21 protein-coding genes, 1 tRNA gene and 1 pseudogene are annotated in these 25,127 nt (G+C 63.5%); 14 read left to right on the top strand and 9 right to left on the bottom strand.

Annotated elements, in window-relative coordinates; all coding sequences use genetic code 11:
• Window positions 1–968: 968 nt before the first annotated feature.
• Complete coding sequence (locus SB772_RS18075; protein WP_410834581.1) at window positions 969–1,178, top strand: hypothetical protein; 210 nt, start codon at window positions 969–971, stop codon at window positions 1,176–1,178.
• A 148-nt stretch (window positions 1,179–1,326) separates the two neighbouring features.
• Window positions 1,327–1,395, top strand: a pseudogene (locus tag SB772_RS18070) (RNA chaperone Hfq); the annotation flags it as partial.
• Between the two features lie 223 nt (window positions 1,396–1,618).
• Here SB772_RS18070 and SB772_RS18065 read toward each other — a convergent pair.
• Both SB772_RS18065 and cytX read right to left on the bottom strand, forming a co-directional pair.
• A complete protein-coding gene (locus SB772_RS18065; protein ID WP_410834580.1) occupies window positions 1,619–2,134 on the bottom strand; it encodes a hypothetical protein in 516 nt (171 codons plus the stop codon).
• A gap of 425 nt (window positions 2,135–2,559) precedes the next feature.
• Window positions 2,560–3,876: a putative hydroxymethylpyrimidine transporter CytX gene (cytX, locus tag SB772_RS18060; protein WP_410834579.1), complete on the bottom strand. Its 1,317-nt coding sequence runs from the start codon at window positions 3,874–3,876 to the stop codon at window positions 2,560–2,562.
• Window positions 3,877–4,098: 222 nt separating this feature from the next.
• Here cytX and SB772_RS18055 point away from each other — a divergent pair, with 222 nt between their 5' ends.
• From SB772_RS18055 to minE, 9 genes are all read left to right on the top strand, one after another.
• Entirely contained in the window at window positions 4,099–5,412 is a 1,314-nt protein-coding gene (locus tag SB772_RS18055; protein WP_410834578.1) for a replication-associated recombination protein A, read from the top strand.
• Window positions 5,413–5,547: 135 nt separating this feature from the next.
• The gene (gene serS / locus SB772_RS18050; protein WP_410834577.1) at window positions 5,548–6,843 is read left to right on the top strand and encodes a serine--tRNA ligase; all 1,296 of its coding nucleotides are present in this window, start codon (window positions 5,548–5,550) and stop codon (window positions 6,841–6,843) included.
• Between the two features lie 157 nt (window positions 6,844–7,000).
• Window positions 7,001–7,090: transfer RNA gene (locus SB772_RS18045), tRNA-Ser, on the top strand.
• A 389-nt stretch (window positions 7,091–7,479) separates the two neighbouring features.
• On the top strand, window positions 7,480–7,632 hold the full coding sequence (locus tag SB772_RS18040) for a LysM peptidoglycan-binding domain-containing protein (RefSeq protein WP_410834576.1): 153 nt from the start codon (window positions 7,480–7,482) through the stop codon (window positions 7,630–7,632).
• A 565-nt stretch (window positions 7,633–8,197) separates the two neighbouring features.
• Window positions 8,198–8,983: a type I methionyl aminopeptidase gene (gene map, locus SB772_RS18035; protein ID WP_410834575.1), complete on the top strand. Its 786-nt coding sequence runs from the start codon at window positions 8,198–8,200 to the stop codon at window positions 8,981–8,983.
• A 186-nt stretch (window positions 8,984–9,169) separates the two neighbouring features.
• Window positions 9,170–9,703, top strand: coding sequence for a GNAT family N-acetyltransferase (locus tag SB772_RS18030; RefSeq protein ID WP_410834574.1), 534 nt, complete (start codon window positions 9,170–9,172; stop codon window positions 9,701–9,703).
• 168 nt (window positions 9,704–9,871) lie between these two features.
• On the top strand, window positions 9,872–10,711 hold the full coding sequence (gene minC, locus SB772_RS18025; RefSeq protein WP_410834573.1) for a septum site-determining protein MinC: 840 nt from the start codon (window positions 9,872–9,874) through the stop codon (window positions 10,709–10,711).
• Between the two features lie 104 nt (window positions 10,712–10,815).
• Window positions 10,816–11,631 carry a septum site-determining protein MinD gene (gene minD / locus SB772_RS18020; RefSeq protein ID WP_115109699.1) on the top strand — a complete coding sequence of 272 codons (816 nt, stop codon included), beginning with the start codon at window positions 10,816–10,818 and terminating at the stop codon, window positions 11,629–11,631.
• Between the two features lie 14 nt (window positions 11,632–11,645).
• Window positions 11,646–11,900 (top strand): cell division topological specificity factor MinE, encoded by a 255-nt coding sequence (gene minE / locus SB772_RS18015; RefSeq protein WP_012432104.1) that lies wholly within the window; start codon window positions 11,646–11,648, stop codon window positions 11,898–11,900.
• A gap of 149 nt (window positions 11,901–12,049) precedes the next feature.
• Here the strand turns inward: minE and SB772_RS18010 are convergent, their stop codons facing one another.
• A complete protein-coding gene (locus tag SB772_RS18010) occupies window positions 12,050–13,471 on the bottom strand; it encodes a chloride channel protein (protein WP_410834572.1) in 1,422 nt (473 codons plus the stop codon).
• A 212-nt stretch (window positions 13,472–13,683) separates the two neighbouring features.
• Between SB772_RS18010 and waaC the strand changes: the two genes are divergently transcribed.
• Both waaC and SB772_RS18000 read left to right on the top strand, forming a co-directional pair.
• The gene (gene waaC / locus SB772_RS18005) at window positions 13,684–14,706 is read left to right on the top strand and encodes a lipopolysaccharide heptosyltransferase I (protein ID WP_410834571.1); all 1,023 of its coding nucleotides are present in this window, start codon (window positions 13,684–13,686) and stop codon (window positions 14,704–14,706) included.
• A gap of 714 nt (window positions 14,707–15,420) precedes the next feature.
• A complete protein-coding gene (locus SB772_RS18000) occupies window positions 15,421–15,558 on the top strand; it encodes a hypothetical protein (RefSeq protein ID WP_341312898.1) in 138 nt (45 codons plus the stop codon).
• A gap of 121 nt (window positions 15,559–15,679) precedes the next feature.
• On the opposite strand, the gene SB772_RS17995 is transcribed toward SB772_RS18000, so the two are convergent.
• The 5 genes from SB772_RS17995 to SB772_RS17975 form a co-directional block, all read right to left on the bottom strand.
• Window positions 15,680–15,859, bottom strand: a complete 180-nt coding sequence (locus tag SB772_RS17995) for a hypothetical protein (protein WP_410834570.1) — start codon at window positions 15,857–15,859, stop codon at window positions 15,680–15,682.
• A gap of 98 nt (window positions 15,860–15,957) precedes the next feature.
• On the bottom strand, window positions 15,958–17,265 hold the full coding sequence (locus SB772_RS17990; protein WP_410834569.1) for an MFS transporter: 1,308 nt from the start codon (window positions 17,263–17,265) through the stop codon (window positions 15,958–15,960).
• A 498-nt stretch (window positions 17,266–17,763) separates the two neighbouring features.
• Window positions 17,764–18,213, bottom strand: coding sequence for an energy transducer TonB (locus tag SB772_RS17985; RefSeq protein WP_410834568.1), 450 nt, complete (start codon window positions 18,211–18,213; stop codon window positions 17,764–17,766).
• A 265-nt stretch (window positions 18,214–18,478) separates the two neighbouring features.
• On the bottom strand, window positions 18,479–19,885 hold the full coding sequence (gene argH, locus SB772_RS17980) for an argininosuccinate lyase (RefSeq protein ID WP_410834567.1): 1,407 nt from the start codon (window positions 19,883–19,885) through the stop codon (window positions 18,479–18,481).
• 142 nt (window positions 19,886–20,027) lie between these two features.
• Window positions 20,028–20,840 (bottom strand): helix-turn-helix transcriptional regulator, encoded by an 813-nt coding sequence (locus SB772_RS17975; RefSeq protein ID WP_410834566.1) that lies wholly within the window; start codon window positions 20,838–20,840, stop codon window positions 20,028–20,030.
• Window positions 20,841–21,011: 171 nt separating this feature from the next.
• Here SB772_RS17975 and SB772_RS17970 point away from each other — a divergent pair, with 171 nt between their 5' ends.
• Window positions 21,012–21,764, top strand: a complete 753-nt coding sequence (locus tag SB772_RS17970; protein ID WP_410834565.1) for a class I SAM-dependent methyltransferase — start codon at window positions 21,012–21,014, stop codon at window positions 21,762–21,764.
• A gap of 117 nt (window positions 21,765–21,881) precedes the next feature.
• Here the strand turns inward: SB772_RS17970 and ppc are convergent, their stop codons facing one another.
• Window positions 21,882–25,064 (bottom strand): phosphoenolpyruvate carboxylase, encoded by a 3,183-nt coding sequence (gene ppc / locus SB772_RS17965; protein WP_410834564.1) that lies wholly within the window; start codon window positions 25,062–25,064, stop codon window positions 21,882–21,884.
• Window positions 25,065–25,127 lie beyond the last annotated feature (63 nt).

Raw genomic sequence — 25,127 nt, 5'->3', positions numbered from 1 at the left:
CGCCAACTCGCTCCGCTCCCAACCACTGATGCTATGCCATCCTGAAAAGACCGAATGTGGAGGGTTCATGGAAAGGGAATAGCATCAGTATCCCTATCGAGTAGAACGTCCCGCTGCCGAGCAGGCTGACAATGAACAGCCATTTGATGAACGTCGAGCGCATGGTGAGCCGAATGAAATGAGGATTGCAGCAGGAGGCCTTTGCCGCTACCGACAGAGACGGCGCGGTTGGCGATACGTTGGCGCGTTGACGTCGCCGCACTGGCCTGGCGCAGCAGGAAGTGACGAAGCGGCTCACCTCGGGCGACTGAGCAGCATCGATTCCGCGAGTACCTAAGGCGCCCGTTCGCTGGTTCCATCAGCAGCCAATTTCACGCCCCGCTCCAGGGCTTTGTCAAACGATGGTTGCGCGAGGTATTCAAGCGAACGAGTCGCCGTGTCGAAATGCTGGTGACGTTGGCCCTGTGTGGACCTCATGTGAATGATACGACGTTCTCAACAACGAAAGCTGAGAATGGCTCCGGGCGGTCGCCATCCGCAACACGATGCGCCTGGCGGCGGAGGAAGCCGCCGCTGAGTCGGCCTCGCCGAAAGACATCTGTCGCGACGAGATGCGCCGCTCGTCGGCGGAAATCTACCTCCTGCCCAGTCCCGAAACAGGCTCTCGGCTGCACTAGAAGTGTGCGTGCGAGGGGCATTGGCTGAGGCCAGTTCACATCGGCGCGCCAGGCAGCAGGAATCGTAACCGGCGTGTTAGCGCCCGGAAAGCTGATAGGGCGTAGGATTGGGACACGGTCTTGCGGACTAGCGCGGTGCCGGCCCATGCCGGTCCCGCATCGTGTGCCCGCATTCCGATGAAAGACATCAAAACCGGCATATTCAACGAGCCAGGCAAATGAAGGAGAAACATCGCTTTGGGGCTGGTCGACTCAGGGTGTGCTCCGCCGTCTGGCCACAGGAGGTCCAACATGAAACTAGAGGCCGCCACGTTTGTGCGACTGCGCCGTCTCGCTCCGGTTCTCGATGACGTCCTGAATGCAGGAGAGGTCGAGCACGCAGACCAGGCCGTGGACCTCGCTTCACTTGCTGAGCTGTGCTCACAGTTGTTCGACACGTACCAATGCCAACACCCAGATGAGATTGCGCAAGCGCGCCTCGACGCCCTCGAGTCGCAGTAACACACTCCTTCGGGACTGGCGGCGGCTTCAGGTATCGAGCCGGTACAATCGAAGGACCTGTCGCTTTGACCTCAGAACATGACCGCACGCCCATGCCTACAAGACGACTTTCTGCAGGCGCTCGTAAAGGACAAGACCCACCGTAAACGTGTTCCTCGTGAACGGCATCAGACTGAGTGGTCAACTGGCCGGCTTTGACCAGTTTGCAGTTCTGCTGGAGTCTGGTCCAGGCGTGCAACCTGTTTTCAAAGATGCCATTTCGACCGTAATGCCGGTCAATGGCGGGGGCCCGGCACGCGACCCGACCGAGGTGCCTGCAATGGAGGATGAAACTGGTCACCGCACGGTCCGACGCTGCCGCGCGTTGGCGAGTTGCGTCCAGTTCACCACGGGCCCGGCTGTCGGGGAAGTGTTGAACACGAGCGCATTTCTGTTAGCGTTCAATGCGAACGCCCGTGGCCTCCGCCACCGCCCCAGTAATGGCCGCCGCCGCCCATACCACGCCCTGGGTATCCGTGCCCACCCCAGCCGCCATGACCGCCCCAACCGCCCCGATATCCATGGCCCCAATAGCCGTGGTGGCCCCAGTAGCCGTGCCGGCCCCCGCCGTAACAGCATCCGCCCCAATAGCCGAAGCTCAGTGACACCGATGGTCCCCACCACGCGGGCCAGCGGTAGTACGGATACGCGACGGGGTAATACGCAGGCACGACGAAGATGGGCGCGGCTGGTGCGATATAGGTGTTCGTCGATGCAGTTACATCGGGCGCGGCCGCACCGGTCGCGGCTGCGTCGGTCATCGAGAAAGAATATTGCTGCTGCGGCGCTGTCGCCGGCACTTCGCCGTGCGGAACGTAGACGTAGGGCACGTAGTAGTAGCAACCGGACAAAGCTGCGGACAGGACCACCACCGCAACGACGCCGGCCGCGCGCGACGTTGCATCCAGCGTTTTCATAACCAGCTCCGGGGACTGATGCGACGCAACGTGCGGCGCGCCTTTAATACAGTTAGCTTACTTCAGAAAACAGGATGCCACACGTCGCGGGGTTCATGCGCATCAGGTTGGGGCCGCCGGGAGCGGTCGCGAAACGTCGACCATTCATCAGTAATCGTCGGGGCCGGGGCACACACTGGGGAAACGGTGCTCGTTCCTCGATGACCGCATTTCTATAAATTTGACGAACAACCAATTAGGGCGGAAACGGTTAAATATTAATTGATATAAATATTGCCCCCAACCGCTACTTCGATTGAACCCATCGGGTATGAAAAAAGCCCACTTTCAATGGAAAATGGGCTTCAAAATTGAGAAATGTTAGGTTCGGGCAACCCCAGATAACATTTGCAGGCCTTTTCTGTTTGGTGGAGCGATTTCAGCGCTTACGCGTACGCCGTTTTCCGGGCCGATACGAACACCAGATAACCCACGGCACCGATCGCCAGCGCCGGCAACGTCGCGCCGAGATTCGGCAGCCATTGATTGATCGCCTGATACGCGGCGATCCCGATCGCCCACGCGATGAACGCGCTTAGATGCCAGCCGCCCGAGTAGCCGTAACGGCCACGCAGATCGGCAAGCAGAGCGGCCTCGATACGACGCTTGCGCACGATGAAGTGATCCACCAGCACCACGCCGAACAACGGCGCGAACACCGAGCCGATCAGCAGCAGGAAGTTCTGATACTTCGCCATCGGCACCAGCAGCGCAATCGCCGTGCATAACGCGCCGAACGCCGCGGACAACAGCGGCACGCTGCCGAGCGTCCAGAACGTGCCCGTCGAGACCGCGGCCGAGTGGATGTCGGCGAACGCGTTGTCCACTTCGTCGATCAGGATCAGCAGCAGCGCGAGACCGCCACCGGCTTGCGCCAGCGCACCGGTGAGCAGCGCATCGCCGCCGCCTGCCGCGAGGCCGTAGATAGCGCCGAGCGCGTAAAACCAGAGGTTGGCGATGCCATAGCCGAGCAGCGTGCCGCGGAAGGTTTCGCCGGGGCGCCGGCCGAAGCGTGTGTAGTCGGCGATCAGCGGCAGCCACGACAGCGGCATCGCGACGACCAGATCGATCGCGCCGCCGAACGACATCTCGCCGGTGCCCGGCCGGCGCATCAGCGCGGCCAGATCGTGCTTCGCGAGCAGATTCCACGAGAGCCACGCGGCGCCCGCCAGCAGCAGCCAGATGCCCCACGTGCGCAGGAAGCGCCGCACGAACGACAGCGGGCCGCTGATCGCCAGCAGCGTCGCGAGGAAACCGAAGATCACCGTCCAGATCAGCGGCATCGAGAAACCGAATGCCTGTTTGGCGAGCGCATCGGCAGAATCGCGCATCACGATGACCTCGAACGAGCCCCAGCCGACCAGTTGCACCGCGTTCAGCACGGCGGGCACCGATGCGCCGCGCACGCCGAGCGTCGGCCGTAGCGACGACATCGCCGCGAGCCCCGTGTCCGTGCCGATCACGCCGACCAGCGCCAGCAACACGACGCCGATCGCACTGCCGATCACGATCGCCAGCAACGCATGCGGCAGCGACAGGCCCGGCACCAGCAGCGCGCCCGCTTGCGCGACCAGCAGGCCGATGCCGAGCGAAAACCAGAGCGCGAACGCGTCGCCGGTGCGGAACGCGCGGCGCGCGTCGGGCACCGGCGTGAGCGGCGCGTAGGTGGAGCCGGCGTCGCCGGCGAGTGGGTCTTGTGCCATCTAATGTTGTTCCTGTTGGTGTTGCTTGATTTGCCACTGTTTTTTTGCTCGAGCCTTGCTGCCTGAATCGGTACGGCACGCTGCGTGGCCGTCGCCCGGGCGCCGTCACTGTCATAATGCAGGACGTTGCCCGCACACCCGCGTGCCGGCACGGCTCACCCGGCAGCCCGCCGCCTTCATACGGACCGCGTCCGGAAAAGCCGAGATTATCCCCAAAACGTCATGTTTGAAGAAACCCGTGCCAATGTTCCGCTCGCCGAACGCCTGCGGCCCCGCAATATCGGCGAAGTGATCGGCCAGACGCACCTGCTCGGTCCGAACAAGCCGTTGCGGGTCGCATTCGAATCCGGCGAAGCCCATTCGATGATCCTCTGGGGCCCGCCCGGCGTCGGCAAGACCACGCTCGCGCGGCTGATGGCCGATGCCTTTCATGCCGAGTTCATCGCGTTGTCGGCGGTGCTCTCGGGCGTGAAGGATATCCGCGAGGCCGTCGAGACCGCGCAGATCCATCGCGCGAACGGGCATCAGACGCTGGTGTTCGTCGATGAAGTGCATCGCTTCAACAAGAGCCAGCAAGATGCATTCTTGCCGCACGTCGAGTCGGGGCTGTTCGTGTTCGTCGGCGCGACGACCGAGAATCCGTCGTTTGAAGTGAATAGCGCGTTGCTCTCGCGAGCCGCCGTCTACGTGCTGAAAAGCCTCACCGACGAAGAGCAACGCGAATTGCTCGAGCGTGCGCAGAAAGAACTCGGCGGCCTCACGTTCACCGATGAAGCGCGTGACGCCCTGATCGGTTCCGCCGACGGCGACGGCCGCAAGCTGCTGAACAACCTCGAAATCGTCGCGCGCGCGGCTGCGCAGCAAAAGAGCACCGAGATCGACGGCGCCTTGCTCGGCAGCGCGCTCGCCGAGAATCTGCGCCGCTTCGACAAAGGCGGCGACGCCTTCTACGACCAGATCAGCGCGCTGCATAAATCGGTGCGCGGCAGCAGTCCGGACGGCGCGCTGTACTGGTTCTGCCGGATGCTCGACGGCGGCGCGGACCCGCGTTATCTCGCGCGACGCATCGTGCGGATGGCGTGGGAAGACATCGGCCTCGCCGACCCGCGCGCGGCCCGCATCGCGCTCGACGCGGCAGAAACCTACGAGCGCCTGGGCACGCCGGAGGGCGAACTGGCGCTGGCGCAGGCGATCATCTACCTCGCGGTCGCGCCGAAGTCGAATGCCGGATATAACGCGTACAACGAGGCGCGGCGTTTCGTGAGCAAAGACCAGTCGCGCGGCGTGCCGGTGCATCTGCGTAACGCGCCGACCAAGCTGATGAAGGAACTCGGCTACGGTCACGAATATCGCTACGCGCACGACGAACCCGATGCGTACGCGGCCGGCGAAACCTATCTGCCGGACAACATGCACGATCCGCATTGGTACGAGCCGACACCGCGCGGACTCGAAGGCAAGATCGGCGACAAGATGGCGCGCCTTGCCGAACTGGATGCGCAGTGGCGCAGCGAGAACAAGCCTAAAAAGGGCTGAGCGAGGGCTGAGCGTTTGCGCGGCGCGTTCCGTGGCCGCGGCGGCATTCTGCACGCCTTGACCATCTAACGCACCGGCCGCGTGCGCCGGTGCGCTAAAATCCCAGCTTCATATAACGAACACCCGCCCCATCCCATGCTCGACATCCAGCTGCTGCGCAAAGACCTCGACGGCGTCGCGAAGCGCCTCGCCGACCGCGGCTATACCCTCGACGTGGCGGCGTTCACCGCGCTCGAAGCGGAACGCCGCGACACCCAGACCCGTACCGAAGAGATGCAGGCGCGCCGCAACAGCCTGTCGAAGCAGATCGGCGCGATGAAAGGGCGGGGCGAGGACACCTCGGCGCTGATGGCTGAAGTCGGCGGTATCGGCGACGAGATGAAGGCGTCGGCGGCCAAGCTGGACGATATCCAGAAGCGTCTGTCCGACCTGCTGCTCGGCGTGCCGAATCTGCCGCACGAAAGCGTGCCGGCGGGCAAGGACGAGGCCGACAACGTCGAAGTGCGCCGCTGGGGCACGCCGCGTCAGTTCGACTTCGAGGTGAAGGATCACGTCGACGTCGGCACGCCGCTGGGCCTCGACTTCGAGACCGGCGCGAAGCTCTCGGGCGCGCGTTTCACGCTGCTGCGCGGACAGATTGCGCGGCTGCACCGCGCGCTGGCGCAGTTCATGATCGACACGCATACGCAGCAGCACGGCTACACCGAGATTTACACGCCGTACATCGTGAATCCGGAGATTCTGTACGGCACCGGCCAACTGCCCAAATTCGCCGACGACATGTTCCGTGTCGAGAAGGGCGGCGGCGAGAATACCGTTACACAGTATCTGATCTCGACGTCGGAAATTTCGCTGACGAACACGGTGCGCGACAGCATCGTCGAAGCGAACGTGCTACCGATCAAGCTGACCGCGCATTCGCCGTGCTTCCGCTCGGAAGCGGGCTCGTATGGTCGCGACACGCGCGGCATGATCCGTCAGCACCAGTTCGACAAGGTCGAGATGGTGCAGATCGTCGCGCCGGAAGCGTCGTATGACGCGCTGGAGCAGATGGTCGGCCACGCTGAGACGATCTTGCAGAAGCTGGAGTTGCCGTACCGCGTAATCACGCTGTGCACGGGTGACATGGGTTTCTCGGCGACGAAAACCTATGACCTCGAAGTGTGGCTGCCGGCGCAGAACACGTATCGCGAGATTTCGAGCTGCTCGAATACGGAGTCGTTCCAGGCGCGCCGGATGCAAGCGCGCTATCGCAATGCGCAAGGCAAGCCGGAACTGGTGCATACGTTGAACGGCTCGGGTCTGGCTGTCGGCCGGACGCTGGTGGCCGTGCTGGAGAACTTCCAGAACGCCGATGGCTCGGTAACGGTGCCGGCGGTGCTGCGGCCTTATCTGGGTGGTGTGGAACGGCTGGAAGTAGCGGCGGCTTGATGCTGTCGCTGCAGTGGTTCGATTGACGGGCTTCTTCGAAGATTTTTTGTCGAAGGGGCTTGGAAAGCGAATTCAGTTGTTCTATAATCTTTCTCTCCCAAGCAACGGCCCGCTTGGATCTGACGAAGCAGCCTCGTTGCTGTGAGTTGGAGAACCCGGAAAGGTGGCAGAGTGGTCGAATGCGCTGGACTCGAAATCCAGTGTACCTTTAGGGGTACCGTGAGTTCGAATCTCACCCTTTCCGCCAAATTTAGAGAGCCCGTAAGTTTAAAGACTTACGGGTTTTTTGTTTTTTCAACCCACAAATTTACCGATGTGTCGTTGCTCTTGAGGGGTCGTGTGTTTATCGCGACGGGGTCTGTAGTGCCTGGCATGTGAATGATGGCTTGAACTCTCGTGACCTTGCCGAACGTGCGCTCGCGCATACCGTTGCAAACAAAGCCGAAGCGGCTATCGCCGCACCGATCTGCCGGAACAGCAGCAGCCACTCATGGAAGCGTGGGCGAGACACGCTTGCGTGCGCCAACCCGAAGCGGCGGGCGGTGCGGCAGGTCCATACATGACGTCTAGCGCGAAGATCATCAACTAAGCCCCGCTTGCCTCGCGCGTACCACCGCCGCGACAAGCGGCGAGAAGATGTATGTGGTCCGCTCGGGCGACACGCTGAACGCGATCGCCGCGAGTCATCTGGGAAGCGGCACGCGGGATGTGGAAGTGCAAAAGCGCAATAACCTGCCGAACCCTAACCTCGTTCTGATCGGGCCGCATCTGATCATTCCGGTGCGCTGAAGCGGCAGCCGCTCCGCATGAGGTATGCGTGACAGGCACGACAGTGTCGTACGGCGGTCGTGCCAACGTCTCTGTTATGCACTGGCGTCGTCGAGTTCGGTGTTTGGTGTCGCTGGCGGGATCCAGGATCCGCACCGGCACATCGTCCTCCTCGCGCCTTGATCGCCGCGCCATCACCCGTCGGCGTTTCTGAAAAACCGCCTGCGCCGCAAACGACGCTCGGCATGGCGATCGAATTAATAGTTAAGGAATGCAGATTATTTTTCGATCCCGCCCCAGAGCACGTCCACTTACCGCCCACGCGATGCCACGCACGCAAAAGAACGCGATATGCGTTCGCAGCATGAGCCTGGTTGAGGGCCGCATCGCATGTCTCCACCCGATTCGCCGAGGCCTCCCACCGATCCTCTGTACAATTGCCCAATCGAAAACCGGCATGAGCCCGTTCGCGGGCCACTTCAAGCGGCATCATGGCAAGCCCGGTTCTGCACACCTGGGACGCATATCCGCACCGCCACGCCGCATGCGGCGCGTACTTTAGACATCGACCCCATCGACCGAATTCATGGCCATTACCTACAAGACTCCCGACGATATCGCCAGGCTGCGCATCTCCGGCCGGCTCGCGGCCGACGTGCTCGCGATGATCGGCGAGCACGTCAAGGCCGGTGTTTCCACCGACGAACTCGACGCGCTGTGCAACGACTACATCGTCAACACGCAAAAGTCGATTCCGGCAAACGTCGGCTACCTGGGCTTCCCGAAGACGGTCTGTACCTCGGTCAACCAGGTGGTGTGCCACGGCATACCCAATCGCAGCGAGATTCTGAAGGACGGCGACATCATCAATATCGACGTCGCGATCATCAAGGACGGCTACTTCGGCGACACCAGCCGCATGTACTGCATCGGCCAGCCGAGCACGGTGGCGCGGCAACTGATCGACACGACCTACGAAGCAATGCTGGCAGGCATCCGCGAAGTGAAGCCGGGCGCGACGCTCGGCGATGTCGGCTACGCGATCCAGAAGACCGCGCAGCGCGACGGCTTCTCGATCGTGCGCGATTACTGCGGGCACGGCATCGGCAAGGTCTACCACGAAGACCCACAGGTGCTGCACTACGGTCAGCCGGGGCAGGGCGTACGTCTGAAGCCCGGCATGGTCTTCACGATCGAGCCGATGATCAACGCGGGCCGCGCCGGCACCACGGTGCAGCGAGATGGCTGGACGGTGGTCACCAAAGACCGTTCGCTGTCGGCCCAATGGGAGCATATGGTCGCCGTGACGGAAGACGGCTACGAACTGCTGACGCCGTGGCCGGACGGCACCGGCGACTACGAGGCGCCCTGACTGCGTTGCCCAGGTGCAGCGCTCGAACCGGCAGGACAGGCGGCGGGCGCGCGACATGCTGCGCAGATTGCGCGCGGCTCCTCTGCTGTGGCCTCGGGCCGCCGTCGCGTCCTGAAAATAAGGATTTGACTCGCGCGCCGGTTCGGTTAAAGCTACGCCTTAGGATTTCAAGGGGTTTTCGTCTGCATGAGTCCGTCATTGACCGTTCGCCGTATCGCCGCTGATCAGGGCGCCGTTTTTCGCGAACTCCGTACTGCGTCGCTGCGGGAGGCGCCCTATGCCTTCGGCGAAACGCTAGAGGACGCTTTGTCGGCAGATGCCGCGAGTTTCGACGCCACCGCCGCCGCACACGCCGTCTCCTTCACCGTCACCAGCTTTATCCTTTACACCGAGGGCCACCCGGCCGGATTGATCGAGGCACATTTCGACGATACGGCGGCGCCTCGTGCGTTCGTCTGCGAGTTGTGGGTGGCGCCGGCCGTGCGTCACCTGCGGGGCGGCGAGTTGCTGGTCGACACGGCCAGCGCCTGGCTCGCGAACGAAGGCGCCACGGAAATCTACGCATGGGTCGCCGACGCCAACCGCAATGCCATGCGCTTTTATGAGGCGCTTGGCTTTGGCCCGACCGGCGAGCATCGCCGCGTCGCGCGCGCGCCCGAGCAGGCGGAAAGCCTGCTGGTGCGCCACGTGCCGAGCATGTCGCAGGTGTTTCAGCAGTGATCTCGCGAGCGGCGCAGCAGCCTGCCGCTCGATTCCCATCCGCGTCGCTACAGCGTTCGTGGCCGATGGCCCGGCTAACGCGCGGCCGCGGCCGCGCGTTCTATCGGCAAAAAAGCTCGCCGCCCGCGTGGACGCCTGTAAAATACGCAAAATTTTTTGCCGAACGCTATGTCGCCCAAGAAATCGCCCTTTTTCGAACTCCGCAGCGGCGCTGTCGACACGCTCCTGTTCGTGGTCAAGACAACCGACCTCGAAGCCATGCGTGCTGAACTGACCCGGCGCTTCGAGGCGACCCCGGAATTTTTCGCTAACGACGTCGTCGCGATCGACGTGCGCCGCCTCGCCGAGAGCGAACGCGTGCCGCTCACCGAGATCGCACAGTTGCTCGATAGCGTGCGCATGCGCCCGGTGGGCGTGGTCGCCAACGCGCAGCAGGCGTGGGCGGCCGAGTCGGCGCTGCCGTTGCTCGAAGCGCGCGATCGCCGCGGCGCTGCCGCAAAATCCGCCGACGAAGAGACCGCGAACGCACCCGCCGCGACGGCCACGCCACCGGCCGATCTCTTCGCAGACGCCGACACGCCCGCCGGCGGGTCCCCGGAAACCGGCAGCCAGGCCACGGCGGCCGCCGTCGAACCCGCACCCGCCGCCGAGCCCGTACGCCTCGCCACCTCGTCGCAAACGATGGTGGTCGACAAGCCGTTGCGCTCCGGCCAGCGCATCTACGCAAAGGGCGATCTGGTCGTGCTCGGGCTGGTGAGCTACGGCGCGGAAGTCATCGCGGAAGGCAACATCCATATTTACGCGCCGCTGCGCGGCCGGGCTTTGGCTGGCGTGCAGGGCAATCACGACGCGCGCATTTTCTGTACGTGTCTCGAACCGGAACTGATCTCGATCGCGGGCATCTATCGAACCACCGAAAACCCGCTGCCTGCCGACGTGCTCGGCAAGCCGGTGCAGATCTGGCTCGATGAAGAAAAACTGATGATCGAACCGTTGCGGCTCACCTGATTTGCGTGAAGCGCGGGCTGCCCTGAACGTACCCGGCATGCGCCGTTTCACAACAAATATGGCCGCACATAATTGATGAATTTGACGAACACAAGGTAAGGGTAATGGCAAAAATCATTGTGGTGACTTCGGGCAAGGGTGGCGTGGGCAAGACGACCACGAGCGCGAGTTTTGCATCGGCCCTCGCGTTGCGCGGCAGCAAAACCGCCGTGATCGACTTCGACGTCGGCCTGCGTAACCTCGACCTCATCATGGGCTGCGAGCGCCGCGTGGTGTACGACCTGATCAACGTGATCCAGGGCGAAGCCAACCTGAATCAGGCGCTGATCAAGGACAAGAAATGCGAGAACCTGTTCATCCTGCCGGCCTCGCAAACGCGTGACAAAGACGCGCTGACCATGGAAGGCGTCGAGAAGGTCATCAACGATCTGATCGCGATGGACTTCGAATACATCGTCTGCGATTCGCCGGCGGGTATCGAATCGGGCGCGCTGCTGGCCATGCATTTCGCCGACGAAGCGCTGATCGTGACAAACCCGGAAGTGTCGTCGGTGCGTGACTCGGACCGCATCCTCGGCATTCTGTCGTCGAAGACCAAGCGCGCGATCGAAAGCAAGGAGCCGATCAAGGAACACTTGCTGATCACCCGCTACAACCCGAAGCGCGTCAGCGAAGGCGAAATGCTGTCGCTCACCGACATCCAGGAAATCCTGCGCATCGACCTGATCGGCGTGATTCCGGAATCGGAAGCGGTGCTGCACGCGTCGAACCAGGGTCTGCCTGCCGTGCACATGGACGGCACGGACGTGGCCGAAGCCTATAAGGATGTCGTGTCGCGTTTCCTCGGCGAGCAGAAGTCGCTTCGCTTTACCGATTACCAGAAGCCGGGCCTGTTGCAGCGCCTCTTCGGCACCAAGTAAGGGGAGCGCACGTAATGTCGATTCTTTCGTTTTTGCTGGGCGAGAAGAAGAAGTCCGCGTCGGTAGCGAAGGAACGCCTGCAGTTGATCATCGCGCATGAGCGCGCCGGCGGCCACGCGCCTGCCGATTACCTGCCGGCGTTGCAACGCGAACTGGTGGCCGTGATTTCGAAGTACGTGAAGATCTCCCATGACGATATTCGCGTGAGTCTCGAGCGCCAGGACGATCTCGAAGTGCTCGAGGTCAAGATCGAAATACCGCAGGCTTGATTGCCCAAGGCCTGTTCCTCGTGATGTGCCGCGTGCTTCGCTTCGTTTCGTCGATGTGACGTGACGGAGTGGGGCGCGTCAGCGCTTTCTTCGCGCGCCGCCGCGTGTGCTTCAACCCGCGCCGCCACGCCGCCACTGGCGGTTGTCGTCTACTGACGTGGGGCGCCGGTGCCGTCTTCCGCGGGAGCGTCGCCGTCGACCGTTTCTACCACGGCAGGTTCGGGTACCTCGACCTCGGGCACTTCAGGCACCGGCGCGGGTGCCGGTTGCGGCAGCGGCGCCATATAGCGCTGGGCCAGCGCGTCATACAGCGGCGGCGCGAACAAGCGTGCCACGCGGCTCGCGATCAGCGCCGTGGCCATCAGAGAAATCACCAGAGCGTGACCGTCGATCATTTCCATCACAATCACGAACGACGTAATCGGCGACTGCGTGACGGCGGCCAGATAGCCGACCATCGCGAGGGCGATCAGCATCGGCAACTGCATCGAACTGAACACCATGTGCAGCAGATTGCCGAAGCCCGCGCCGATCGACAGCGACGGCGCGAAGATGCCACCGGGAATGCCCGGCAGATACGAGCCGACCATCGAGATCATCTTGAGGAGCGGGTAGAACACCGACAAGTGTTCGTGCCCGTCGAGCAGGCCGCGCGCTTCCGCATAGCCGCTGCCGAAGGTCGTGCCGCCCGAGATCAGGCCGACCACCGCGATCGCGAAACCGCACAGCGCGGCGAACGCAACCGGCCGTTCGCCATGCAACTGGCGCAGCGGTGCCGGAATCCAGCGCGCCGTGTTCAGCAGCAGCCAGCCGAACACGCCGCCTGCGATGCCGGTAACGATCGCCGTAAGCAGGACGGCCACCGCCAGCAGCTCGGGAAAGTGCGCGCCGATCTGGATCGTGCCGAAATAAGTGTAGTTGCCGTTCAAGCCGAGCGCGATCACGCCGGCGATAATAATCGCGGTAATCAGCACGCCGCTCGCGCGCGCCTCGAAGCTGCGCGTCAATTCCTCGATGGCGAATACGATCCCCGCCAACGGCGTATTGAACGCCGCGGACAGACCCGCTGCCGCGCCCGCCAGCACCAGTTGCCGCTCGATCGCCGCATTCGAACGCGGATACAGCCGGCGCAGATTGAACATCAACGCCGCGCCGACCTGCACGGTCGGTCCTTCGCGGCCGATCGTGAAGCCGCCGAGAATCGCCAGAAACGACACCGCGATCTTGCCGAACAGAATCCGGAACGAGAGCAACCGCGCGCCATATTCGCCGGGCTTCGAGTGCAAGGTGGCGATTACTTGTGGAATGCCGCTGCCTTCGGCGCCGCGAAAGAACGTGCGCGTGAGCCATACGGCCAGCGCTGCGACCGCGGGCGTGACGATCAACGGCGCCCACACGTGCTGTTGCTGCATCGCGCGGAATTCGCCGTAGCCCCAATCGATGAGCCTTGCATACAGAACCGCGATCAGGCCGACCGCGACTGCGCCGAGCCAGAACACACCGTATTGCCGCCACAGGCGTCTTGCGCGGCGCACGATGCTGCTGGAGAGAGGAGGAAGTGCCCGGGACATTGGGAGTGTGCTTGAGCAAAGGGGAAATTATAGCGGGCGCAGTGCTCGTACGAAGCTGTGCAAGTATTTTGAAATATAATAAAAGCTAGTTTGTAAAGCACGCCACGTAACGCGTTGTATTAAGAACCGCATTGCGCGCTGCGCTTTTCAATCGTGATTCTCCCAATCGTCGGCTAAAATAGTTTGACGTTTGAACAACTAACAGGTCCTCAATGAAGCGAGTCCTTATCGTCAAGGTCACTTCACTCGGCGATATCGTGCAGGCGCTGCCGGTTGTCGCCGACATTAAACGCGCGTATCCCGGCGTTCAAGTGGACTGGGCGGCTGACGAAGCATTCGCCGAAGTGGTGCAATGGAGCGCGGGCGTGGATCGCGTGCTGTGCGCGCCGCTGCGCCGATTCAAGAAAGCGCGCCGTTGGGCCGATTTCAAGTCAATTGCCGCGTCGATCGCCGAATTGCGCGCATATCACTACGACTTCATCGTCGACATTCACGGGGTCTACAAAAGCGCGATCATCGCCTTTCTGGCGCGCTCGTCGCAGCGTATCGGCTATCAGTCCCAGGATCTCGGTGAGCGTGGCGCCGCGTTTGCCTATACCGGCCGTTTCGGCCCGCGTCCGCAGTGCAATGCATGGCACGGTATGCGTATCAGCACAGGGCAAGCGCTCGGCTACGAGGTCGAGGGGCCGGCCATCTACAATCTCCGCCTGCCGGAGCCGGCCGCAGCGCCGTTCGCGCCGGATAGCGCGCCGGTCGCCGCGCTGTTTCATGCCACCTCCAAAGACGACAAGAAGTGGCCGATTCCGCATTGGGCCGCGATTGGCCGCGAGTTGGCCGAGCGCGGCTTTCAGGTGGTGTTGCCATGGGGCTCGGAGGGCGAGCGAGCCGAGGCGGAGAAAATCGCCTCGCAGGTGCCGCGCGCAACCGTCCTGCCGAAGATGAGCGTGACCGGAATCGCGCAGATGATCGATGCGTGCGCGCTGGTGGTCGGCGCCGATACCGGTTTTGTCCACCTCGCGCACGCGTTGCAGAAGCGCACTGTGATGATCTTCGTCGCGACGTCGCCGTCGCATTGCGGCGTTGAAGCGCCGTACCGTTCGATCTCCGTCGGTGACGGCCGTTCGGTGCCGTCGATCGGCGCAGCGCTGGACGCGATCGACTACGTGTGCACCGACCCGAGCGCCGTCGAAACAGTGCGTGGCTCGGCCGCAGTGCGCGGCTCGGCCGCAGCTTGAGCGCTTCTCGCGCTTTTGCGCCAACCTTTGATCAAAAGAAAAGAGGCGTTACGCGCACTCGCTCAATCAAACAAGCGTTGCCACGGAACGCCTCCGAAAAACGCCCGCGTCGGGGAACTGCGGGCGGAGAGGAATCAATGCAAACGAACTCGGTAAAGCACTGAGCGGTCAGGTCGAGTAGCCGCGCCCGGTTCTGGAAAGACCGCCGCAGCTGTCGAGTTCAATGGTTCATTCTGCTCGGCAGGTGGCGCGAGCGTTCGCCCGTTCGTGTGCCGCTTGCCGGCAACCTGCAGCCGGTCGCACGCAGCCGGTCCCGCTGTTTCCGACTCGGTGTTGCGCATTACACGCCTGTTAAATCTGTCGCTTTTCGTTCGGCACCTGGTTGGCCACGTGTGCTGCTTTCCAGGTCGCCGTGGCTCCAGGGCAGGTGCGCCAGCGCGGCTAATTCATGCACTTCATACGCGCTTTATCCGTACACCGGCCGCTGGCAGAGACTGCGCCGGATGCGGATGTTCAACGCAGTATAGGCGGTGTGTTCTTCTGATGTGAACTCATCGCGGCCACGCTCGACAACCTGCCGGTTACAGGGCGCAATCGTGTAACAAATTGGTGACCTTCCCTTACATATCGCAACGCTTGTGCGAGGCGGCGTCGTGTTCAATCGAGTCATTCGGGGTTTGGCTCGAATGAATCTGACACGAAAGGGAGAACAACGTGAAACGCTTAATCCTGACCTTGATTGCAGGCTCGCTGCTGGCAACGGCGCTTGGCGGCTGCATCGTCGCTCCGGCGCCGGGTTACTACTACGGCGGTGGCGGCTACTACCATCACGGTGGCTACTATTATCGGTAACGGCTCGCAGCGCATGCACAGCGCTGAGCCGCGCGAGCGCCATTGGCCTGCACAGGACGGGCATGGGCAGTGGCAGTCGCAACCGTGGCGCGGGCCGCCTCGCGAGGCGGCGCCGCAACGTTCAGGCTAGCAGCATTTCGAAAGCGATCACGGCCGTGATCGCCGCCGCGTTCGCGGCCAACGCTTCCGCTACGAGGCCTTTCCACGTCGCAGGACGAAAGCGCAGCGCCAGCAGCAACGAACAAAGCAATGCCAGTGCAATGATCATCACGACGTCGGCGTTGTGGAGATGAATGTTCATCCAGGCCTCCCTGCTTGCCAAAGGGTTATTCGGATCGAGTATAGGCAAGTCAAAAAGACGCGCAAGACAGGGATTTACTCAGGCCGCAGCTCGCTTCCTTACATCAAACGTGCATCGCGCGTCTCGCGCATGCACAGCACGCCGATCATGCTGACGCCCGCGGCGATCGACACATACGCGCCTACCCAGCTCAGTCCGCCGTGCGCGGCCAGCACTTGCGCGATGTACGGTGCCACTGACGCGCCGAGAATCCCGCCGAGGTTATACGACACGCCTGCACCGGTGTAGCGCACGTTGGTCGGGAACAGTTCCGGCAGCAACGCGCCCATCGGCGCGAAGGTCACGCCCATCAGGAACAGTTCGATCACGAGGAACAACAGCACCAGCGGCGTTTGACCGCTGCCGAGCAGCGGCGCCATCGTGAAGCCCGACAGGATCGCCGCAATGATGCCGACGATCAGCACCGGCTTGCGGCCATAGCGGTCGCTGGCCCATGCCGACAGCGGTGTGGCGAGCGCCATGAACACCACCGCGATGCACAGCATGCCGAGGAAGGTCGGCCGCGGAATGTGCAGCACCGACACGCCGTACGACAGCGAGAAGGTCGTTGCGTTGTAGAACAGCGTGTAGCAAACCACCATCGCCAGTGCGCCGAGCAGCGTCGGCAGCCAGTGCTGCGAGAGCAACGTCGCGATCGGCACCTTCACGCGTTCCTCGCGTTCGATGGCCGCCTGGAAGGCCGGCGTTTCGGCGATCTTCAGACGCACATACAAGCCGAGCGCGACCAGCACCGCGCTGACGAGGAACGGCACGCGCCAGCCCCAGCTGCGGAATTGCTCGTCGGAGAGCGACAGCGCGAGGCCGAAGAACAAACCGTTGGACGCCAGAAAACCGATCGACGGCCCGAGTTGCGGGAACATCCCGAACCAGCCGCGCTTGCCGTCCGGCGCGTTCTCGGTGGCGAGCAGCGCGGCGCCGCCCCATTCGCCGCCGAGGCCGATGCCCTGACCGAAACGCAAAATGCACAGCAGGATCGGCGCGAGGCTGCCGATCGAGTCGTAGCCCGGCACCAGGCCGATCAGCGTGGTGGACAAGCCCATCACGAGCAACGAAGCGACCAGCGTCGATTTACGGCCGATCCGGTCGCCGAAATGACCGAACAGGAACGAGCCGATCGGCCGCGCGATGAACGCGATGCCGAACGTGACGAAAGCCGACAAGGCCTGAGCGGTCGCCGAACCGTGCGGGAAAAATACCGGTCCGATGACGAGCGCCGCGGCGGTCGCATAGACGTAGAAATCGTAGAACTCGATCGCGGTGCCGATAAAGCTCGCGAAGATGATCCGCGCACTGCTGTTCTGCCCGCTCGCATTGGGCTGGGCCGCGGAAATCGGCAAAATGGACATGCAGGGTCTCCATGTGTCGTGACACCGCCGGTCGCCGGATCTCGTTTGAGGCGACGCGAGTTCAGGCGGCATCTTTGTTAAGTTCGTGTGTCTCCGCGCGTCTCGCTGGCTTGTAAAGGCGCGGCGCGAGCGACGCTGCGCGACAGCTTACAACGACAGCCGGCAGCGGACGTGCGCGAAAGCGGCAATACCCAGGAATAACCAGGCGTGTTGCAGGCATCGAAGCAGCATCGAGCGGGTGGCACGCGAAGCGCCGGACGGCCGGTTCAGCGTCAGGCGCTAGCCATCGCGCATTAAGCAAAAGCATCGGGCAGACGGCGCGCGCGGATGACGCGGCGGTGCTGCTATCGGGCTCTCGCCGTACCGGCGGGTAAGCGGGCGGCGACAGCCGTGCCGGAAGGCTCCGGCGGGAGGCGTCGGAAAATTATAGCGAGCGTAGCCGCGTTGCAGCAAGGCGGGGTAGGGCTTGCCGCGCGGTTTGCTGTTCTGAACCCACGTTCAGTTGATGGTCTGCGCTTGCGGCGAAGCGAAGGTACGCAGCTGGAATTTGCCGTCGTCGTTGAAGAGCCAGTCTTCGAACAGTTCGATCTGACCTCGGCTGTTCAGCAATTTGTCGGGTGGCTGCGGCAGCGGCGCGGCACGGCGCAATGTGGCCAGCGCGGTGCTCTCGGCTTCGTCGTCGCCGTTGGTGCGATACACCGCCGATTGGACCACCTGACCGTTGCCGTCGACCGTGAACGAGACCACGACCAGTGAGCGCAGCATTGCTTGCGGCGTGCCGCGCATCACATAGGACGGATTGCGCTCGATGATGCGTTGGGCGACGGCGCTGCGGTACTGATCGAGCGTCAGGCTGTTGATGGCGGCCACCGGCGTCTCGACGACCACCGGCCGTTGCGGCGGCGTGATGGTGCAGCCGGTCACGGCGAGCGCGAAAACCGAAACCATCGCCAACGCCACGCTGCTGCGCAGGTGCGATAGAGACGCGCGGACGCGTGGAGCGAAGCGTCCAGTCAAGCGGCGAAGGTGACGCGTGCGGCTGAGCATCGTCGTGGAAGCATTGAAACCTGATCTAACTTGATGGTAGTCAAAAAGCGCAAGGATGCAATTGGCGTTCGCCCTGTGAGAGTTGATCTCGTGCTTCCATAACCTGCAAATAAAAAGGCGAACCCGCCGATGGGTTCGCCTTTTGAGTATCGTTCGACGAGTCGTCTTACTTCAGCGCATCCCGTGCCGCTTTAACTGCGGCAAGAACCTGCTCGGGCGCCGTGCCGCCCGCATGATTGCGGCTCGCCACCGACCCTTCGAGCGTCAGATACGAGAACACGTCTTCGCCGATCAGATGCGCGACGTTCGGCAACTCGCTGCGCATTTCCTCGAGCGTCAGGTCGGCCAGATCGCAGCCGCGATCGACGCACACCCGCACCGCCAGCGCGACCGCTTCGTGCGCGTCACGGAACGGCAGGCCGCGCTTGACGAGGTAGTCGGCGAGATCGGTTGCGGTGGAGAAACCTTGCAACGCGGCGTCGCGCATGGCTTGCGGCTTCACCGAGATGCCGGCGACCATTTCAGCGAAGATGCGCAGCGTATCGGCCACCGTATCGACGGTGTCGAACAGGGGCTCCTTGTCTTCCTGGTTGTCCTTGTTGTACGCGAGCGGCTGGCCTTTCATCAACGTCAGCAACGCCATCAGATGACCGTTCACGCGGCCCGTCTTGCCACGCGCCAGTTCGGGCACGTCCGGGTTCTTCTTCTGCGGCATGATCGACGAACCGGTGCAGAAACGGTCGGCCAGATCGATGAAACCCACGCGCGGGCTCATCCACAACACCAGTTCTTCCGAAAAGCGCGACACGTGCGTCATCACCAATGCCGATGCAGCCGTGAATTCGATCGCGAAGTCGCGATCGGACACCGCGTCCAGCGAGTTCGAGCAGATGCCGTCGAAACCCAGCGCGCTGGCCACCGCGTGACGGTCGATCGGATAGCTGGTGCCGGCGAGCGCTGCCGCGCCCAGCGGCAGACGATTCACGCGCTTGCGGCAATCGATCATCCGCTCGGCATCGCGCGAGAACATTTCGACGTAGGCCAGCAGGTGATGGCCGAACGTGACCGGTTGCGCGACCTGCAGGTGCGTGAAACCGGGCATGATGGTCGACGCGTTCTGCTCGGCCATGTCGAGCAGGGCGGTGCGCAGATCCTTCAGCAGACCGCCGATCCGGTCGATCTCGCCGCGCAGCCACAGACGAATATCCGTCGCCACCTGGTCGTTGCGCGAGCGGCCGGTATGCAGGCGCTTGCCGGCGTCGCCGATCAGGGCGGTCAGGCGCGCTTCGATGTTCAGGTGGACGTCTTCCAGATCGAGTTGCCATTCGAACTCGCCACGCTCGATCTCACCCTTGATCTGCGCCATGCCGCGTTGGATCGCGGCGAGGTCGTCGGCGGCGATGATCTTCTGCGCGGCCAGCATCGACGCGTGCGCGAGCGACCCTTCGATATCGACGAGCGCCAGACGCTTGTCGAAGAAAACCGACGACGTGTAGCGTTTGACGAGCTCCGACATCGGCTCCGAGAAGCGAGCCGACCAGGCTTCGCCTTTTTTGTGCAGTTGGGACGTCATGGTGTTTGGCAGTTGGGCGGTGAGGAGGCTGACGGCGTTTGCGTACGGTACATACGTGCAGTGCGCGGGCGCCGCCGAAGCGAAGAAAGACAAGGATTTTAACACTGGGGCGGTGGCGCCAAACGGCGTCGCCGCGCGGTGCTTATTCGCGCACCAGCACCACCAGCTTCAGATCCTCGCGATGGGCGGGTTTGAAGGTGATCTGGTCGTACACGATGCGGCCGTCGCGCGGATGGTTGAATTCGCGCCGCCCGCCCTCGCGCCCGCCGACGTCCTGCGACGCCCAGAAGCGCGCGAACGCATCGCTGGCGGCGGCCAGCGAATCGATCAGCGCGCGCGTGGGCGCATCGTTCAGATGGCGGATCGAATCGGCACGGAATTCGGCGGCGAGACGCCGTGCGCGCGTTTCCCAGTCGAAGATCAACTCGCGCGCGGCCGGCTCGGTGAAGGTGTAGCGCAGCAGATTGCGGTCGTGCGCGCCGTCCAGCCAGCCGACGAACAGGTCGGCGGCGCGTTCGTTCCAGGCCAGCGCATTCCACTGGCGGTCGAGCACATAAGCCGGTGCGTCGACCAGTTGCACGGTTTGCAGCAGGGTGGCGGGCGCGTCGGCGGCGGCCGGGTCCGGCTCGGCCGGGTCGCGTTGGGCGGCCAGCTCGAACAGATACGCCCGCTCGGCACGCGACAGTTGCAGCGCCACGGCGATCCGCGCCAGCGCATCGGCCGATGCGGACACCGGCCGCCCCTGTTCGATCCACGTGTACCAGGTGGGGCTGACGCCGCATAGTTGCGCGACCTCCTCGCGCCGCAAGCCCGGCGTGCGACGGCGCGGGCCCGGCGGCAAGCCGACCGCTTGCGGCGAGAGCCGCTCGCGGTGCGCGCGGATGAAGTCGCCGAGCGCGCGAGCGGGCGTCGCGTCGAGCGGCGGTGGGTGGTCGACTGAGGACGGCGTGGTCATTCTGCGTGTTCGTTCTGCGCGTTCATTCTGAAGAAGCGGCGCGTGGAAGGGGGTGCCATCGATACCAGAATAATTGCTTAACTTGTACTGGTACACGACGGGCTCTATTGTAGCGTCTGGAACGGCAGACAGCGTTCCACACCAATCCCACACAAGTCACCGGAGCCTCCCATGAAGCATCACGATCAGGTCGCCGACGCCTTCGGCTCGACCGCCGCCGCGTATTTGACGAGTCAGACGCACGCCACCGGCGCCGATCTGCGGACGCTGGCCGAATCGATCGCGGCGACGCCGGGCGCGACCGTGCTCGATATGGGCTGCGGGGCGGGCCACGCGAGCTTCGCGGTGGCGCCGCATGCCAAGGCAGTGGTTGCGTATGACATCGCGCCGCAGATGCTGGCTGCCGTTGAAGGCGCCGCTAAGGATCGCGGCCTGGCCAACATCCGCACGCAACAGGGCGCCGCCGAAACGCTGCCGTTCGACGACGCTTCTTTCGATTGGGTAATCAGCCGGATGAGCGCGCATCACTGGCACGACGTGCCGCTCGCGTTGGCGGAAGTGCGCCGCGTACTGAAGCCGGGCGGCAAGGTGCTGTTCATCGACATTGCCGGCGCCGATCATCCGCTGCTCGACACGCATATTCAGGCGGTGGAATTGCTGCGCGACGGCTCGCATATTCGCGACTACCGCGCCGACGAATGGATCGCGCTCTTCGACGCAGCCGGTTTCAAGGCGTCGATTCGCGAGCGTTGGCGGATTGCGATCGAGTTCAAGTCGTGGGTGGCGCGCATGCGCACGCCGGAGCCGCGGGTGGTGGCAATCCGCTCGCTGTGGAGCCACTCGCCCGATGAAGTGCGGCAGTATTTCGACGTGCAGGAAGACGGCTCGTTCAAGCTCGACACGCTGATGGTCGAAGCGCAATAAGCCGCAGTCAGTCGCGAAAAAAGAAAACGGCGGAATGTCGAAACCGATCTTCCGTCGTAGCGAATCAGACAAACGTAGCGGGGCGCATCACAAAGCGCGCCGCTTACGTCACACGCGTCAACCCGTATTCCGCAGGCCTGCCGCGATCCCGTTGATGCTCAAATGAATCCCGCGCCGCACGCGCGCATTCGTATCGCTCGCGCGGTGACGCTTGAGCAATTCCACCTGCAAGTGATTGAGCGGGTCGAGATACGGGAAGCGATTCTTGATCGAACGCGCGAGCAGCGGATTCTCCGCGAGCCGCTCGCTCTTGCCGGTGATCTCCGACAACACCTGCGACGTGCGTTCCCATTCCGCGACGATCCGCTCGAACACGTGCTTGCGCAGCTTCTTGTCGGACACCAACTGCGCGTAGCGCGACGCCACCGCGAGGTCGGTCTTCGCCAGAACCATGTCCATGTTCGACAGCAGGGTCGAGAAGAACGGCCAGGTCTTGTGCATCTTCTTCAGCAGTGCGAGGCGGCGCGTGCGTTCTGCGTCGCTCGGCGCGCTGTCCAGATGCGCGGCCACCGCGCTGCCGAAACCGTACCAGCCGGTCAGCAGCAAACGGCATTGGCCCCATGAGAAGCCCCACGGAATCGCGCGCAGATCTTCGATCTTGCGTTGCTTCGGGTCCTGCAATTTGCGCGAAGCCGGACGGCTGCCGATGTTCAGCTCGGCAATCTCCGCGATCGGCGTCGATTCGAAGAAATACTCCTTGAAGCCCGGCGTCTCGTAGACCAGCGCGCGATACGACGCCATCGCCGCATCGGACAATTGCTGCATCGTTTCTTCGAACTCGGGCAGTTGTGCCGGCGCGTTGCCGTGCGGCAGCAGCGATGCTTCGAGCGTTGCCGCGACCACGGTTTCCAGGTTGCGCCGGCCGATTTCCGGATTGCCGAACTTGCTGGCGATCACTTCGCCTTGCTCGGTCAAGCGGATCTGACCGTCGACGGTGCCCGGCGGCTGCGACAGAATCGCCTGATAGGTCGGGCCGCCGCCACGGCCGACCGTGCCTCCCCGGCCATGGAACAGGCGCAGTGTCACGCCGCGTTCGTTGAAGAGCGACACCAGCGCGAGCTCGGCGCGGTACAGCTCCCAGTTCGACGTGAGGAAACCGCCGTCCTTGTTACTATCCGAATAGCCGAGCATCACTTCCTGCTCGTTGCCCTGATGTTCGATCAGCGCACCGACGCCCGGCAGCGCGATCAGATCGCGCATGATGTGCGCGGCGTCGCGCAAGTCGGGGATCGTCTCGAACAGCGGGATCACCATCAGCGCGGCCTTGGCCGGATCGTCGGCGTCGCCGAGGCGCCCCTGCAGCAGGCCGGTTTCTTTCTGCAGCAACATCACTTCGACGAGATCGCTGACCGTCTCCGTATGCGAAATGATGTAGTTGCGCACCGCGCGCGCGCCGAATTTCTCGCGCGTGACGCGGGCTTCTTCGAGCACGCCGAGTTCGCTCTTCACGAGATCGGAATACTCGACGTACGGCGAGCGCAACAACCGCGGCTGCGCGAGTTCCGCGAGCAGCACGTGGAGCTTGTCCGCTTCGGCGAGCGCTGCATAGTCCGCTTCGACGCCCGCGCGTTTCAGCAACTCGGCGATCACCGCTTCATGGATGTCGGAGCTTTGGCGCAGGTCGATGCTGGCGAGATGGAAGCCGAACACTTCGGCGGCACGCGCGAGCGGCGACAGGCGCGGCGCGGCCAGCGGCGCGCCGTGATGCTCGGCCAGCGAATCGATCAGCACGTGCAGGTCGCGCACGAATTCGGCGGCGTCGTCATACGGTTTGGCTCGCACCGGCGCCGCGCCGCGGCCCGCGCTGCGCACCGGCACGCTGCCTTCGCCGAGCCGCACGCGCGCGCTCGCCGCGAGCCGCGTGTACATGCCGATCAGCGCGCGGCGATACGGCTCGTCGACGCGATGCGGCGACTGGTCGGGCGAGGCGGCCGCGAGTTCTTTCAGTGCGTCGCTCGCGCCGGCCAGCAGGTTCGATATCGACAGCTCCGCGCCCAGTTTGTGCACCTGCTCCATATAGTGTTCGAAGATCACCGCGGCCTGGCGGCTGATCGCGTGCTCGAGCGTCTCCGCGGTGACGTTCGGATTGCCGTCGCGGTCGCCGCCGATCCAGCTGCCCATCTGGAAGAACGGCGGCAGACGCGCGGCGAGCCCGTGCTCGGTGAGCGCGTCTTCGATGTCGGCGTAGAGCGCCGGGATTTCTTCGAGGAAGGTGGCGCGGTAATACGACAGCGCGTTTTCGATTTCATCGGCGACGGTCAGCCGCGAGTCGCGCAGCATCCGCGTTTGCCATAGCGACGTGACGCGTGCGCGCAGCATGGCTTCGTTGTGCGCGCGTTCGCGCTCGGTCAGCGGCTGATCGCGTTCGGCGAGCAGGCGTGCGATGTCGTGCTGGGCGTCGAGAATGCTCTTGCGCTGCACTTCGGTCGGGTGCGCGGTCAGCACCGGCACGATCAGCGCCTCGTTGAAGAACTGCTGCAATACCGGCGTCGCGGCGGCGCCTGCCTCGACCAGCCGCTCGAGCGCATGTGCAACCGTGCCCGGCTGCGAGGTCGAGCCGGCGAGCTCATGGATGCGGTGACGGCGGTTGCGGTGACGGTCTTCGGCGATATTCGCGAGGTGCGAGAAATAGCTGAAGGCGCGCACCACGCTGACGGTTTGCTCCGGGCTGAGCGTTCGCAGCTTCTTCTCGAGCGTCTGCGCGGCGGCGCTGTCGTCTTCGCGGCGAAAGCGCACGGCGGTCTGACGAATCGTCTCCACGACGTCGAACACCGCGTCGCCTTCCTGCTCGCGCAGGACGTCGCCGAGCAGGCGTCCCAGATAGCGGATGTCCTGAAACAGCGGGTGATCCTTGTCTTCACGCGTGCGGCCGCCGTGTTTCGGCGCCGGCACGAGCGTATCCTTCGACACGGCTTGCAGCGTGGGCGCTTGCGCAGCTTGCGGCGCGACCGCGTCGCTTGCGGCGGCTTTGATCTTGATCTTCGTGGAACCAGCCTTGGCCGGTTTCATGGCCTTCGCGGCCGTCGCGGCTTGGGTTGCCTTGCCGGCTTTGACGGGCGCGGAAGCCTTGGCGGCCTTGCTGGTTTTGGCGGCATTCGCAGCTTTGGACACTTTGACCGGGCGCTTGGCCGGGGAGGCCTCTACCGCGGAAGCGGTGGATGCAGCGGCGGCGTCGGCCGCTTGAGCGTTGGGCGATGCAGTGTTGCGGCGAGCAGGGCGCGCCGATCCGGAAGACGTCACGATGGGTTTCCTCAGGGAAGCCAGGGTCTATTGAATGATGGACTGCTACTACGTGGCTGCTAC

Origin of the sequence: Paraburkholderia sp. SIMBA_030 (assembly GCF_046535245.1) — a bacterium.
Taxonomy (GTDB): domain Bacteria; phylum Pseudomonadota; class Gammaproteobacteria; order Burkholderiales; family Burkholderiaceae; genus Paraburkholderia.
Note: the sequence above shows the minus strand (reverse complement) of the source record. Positions and strands in the feature narration are given on the sequence as shown.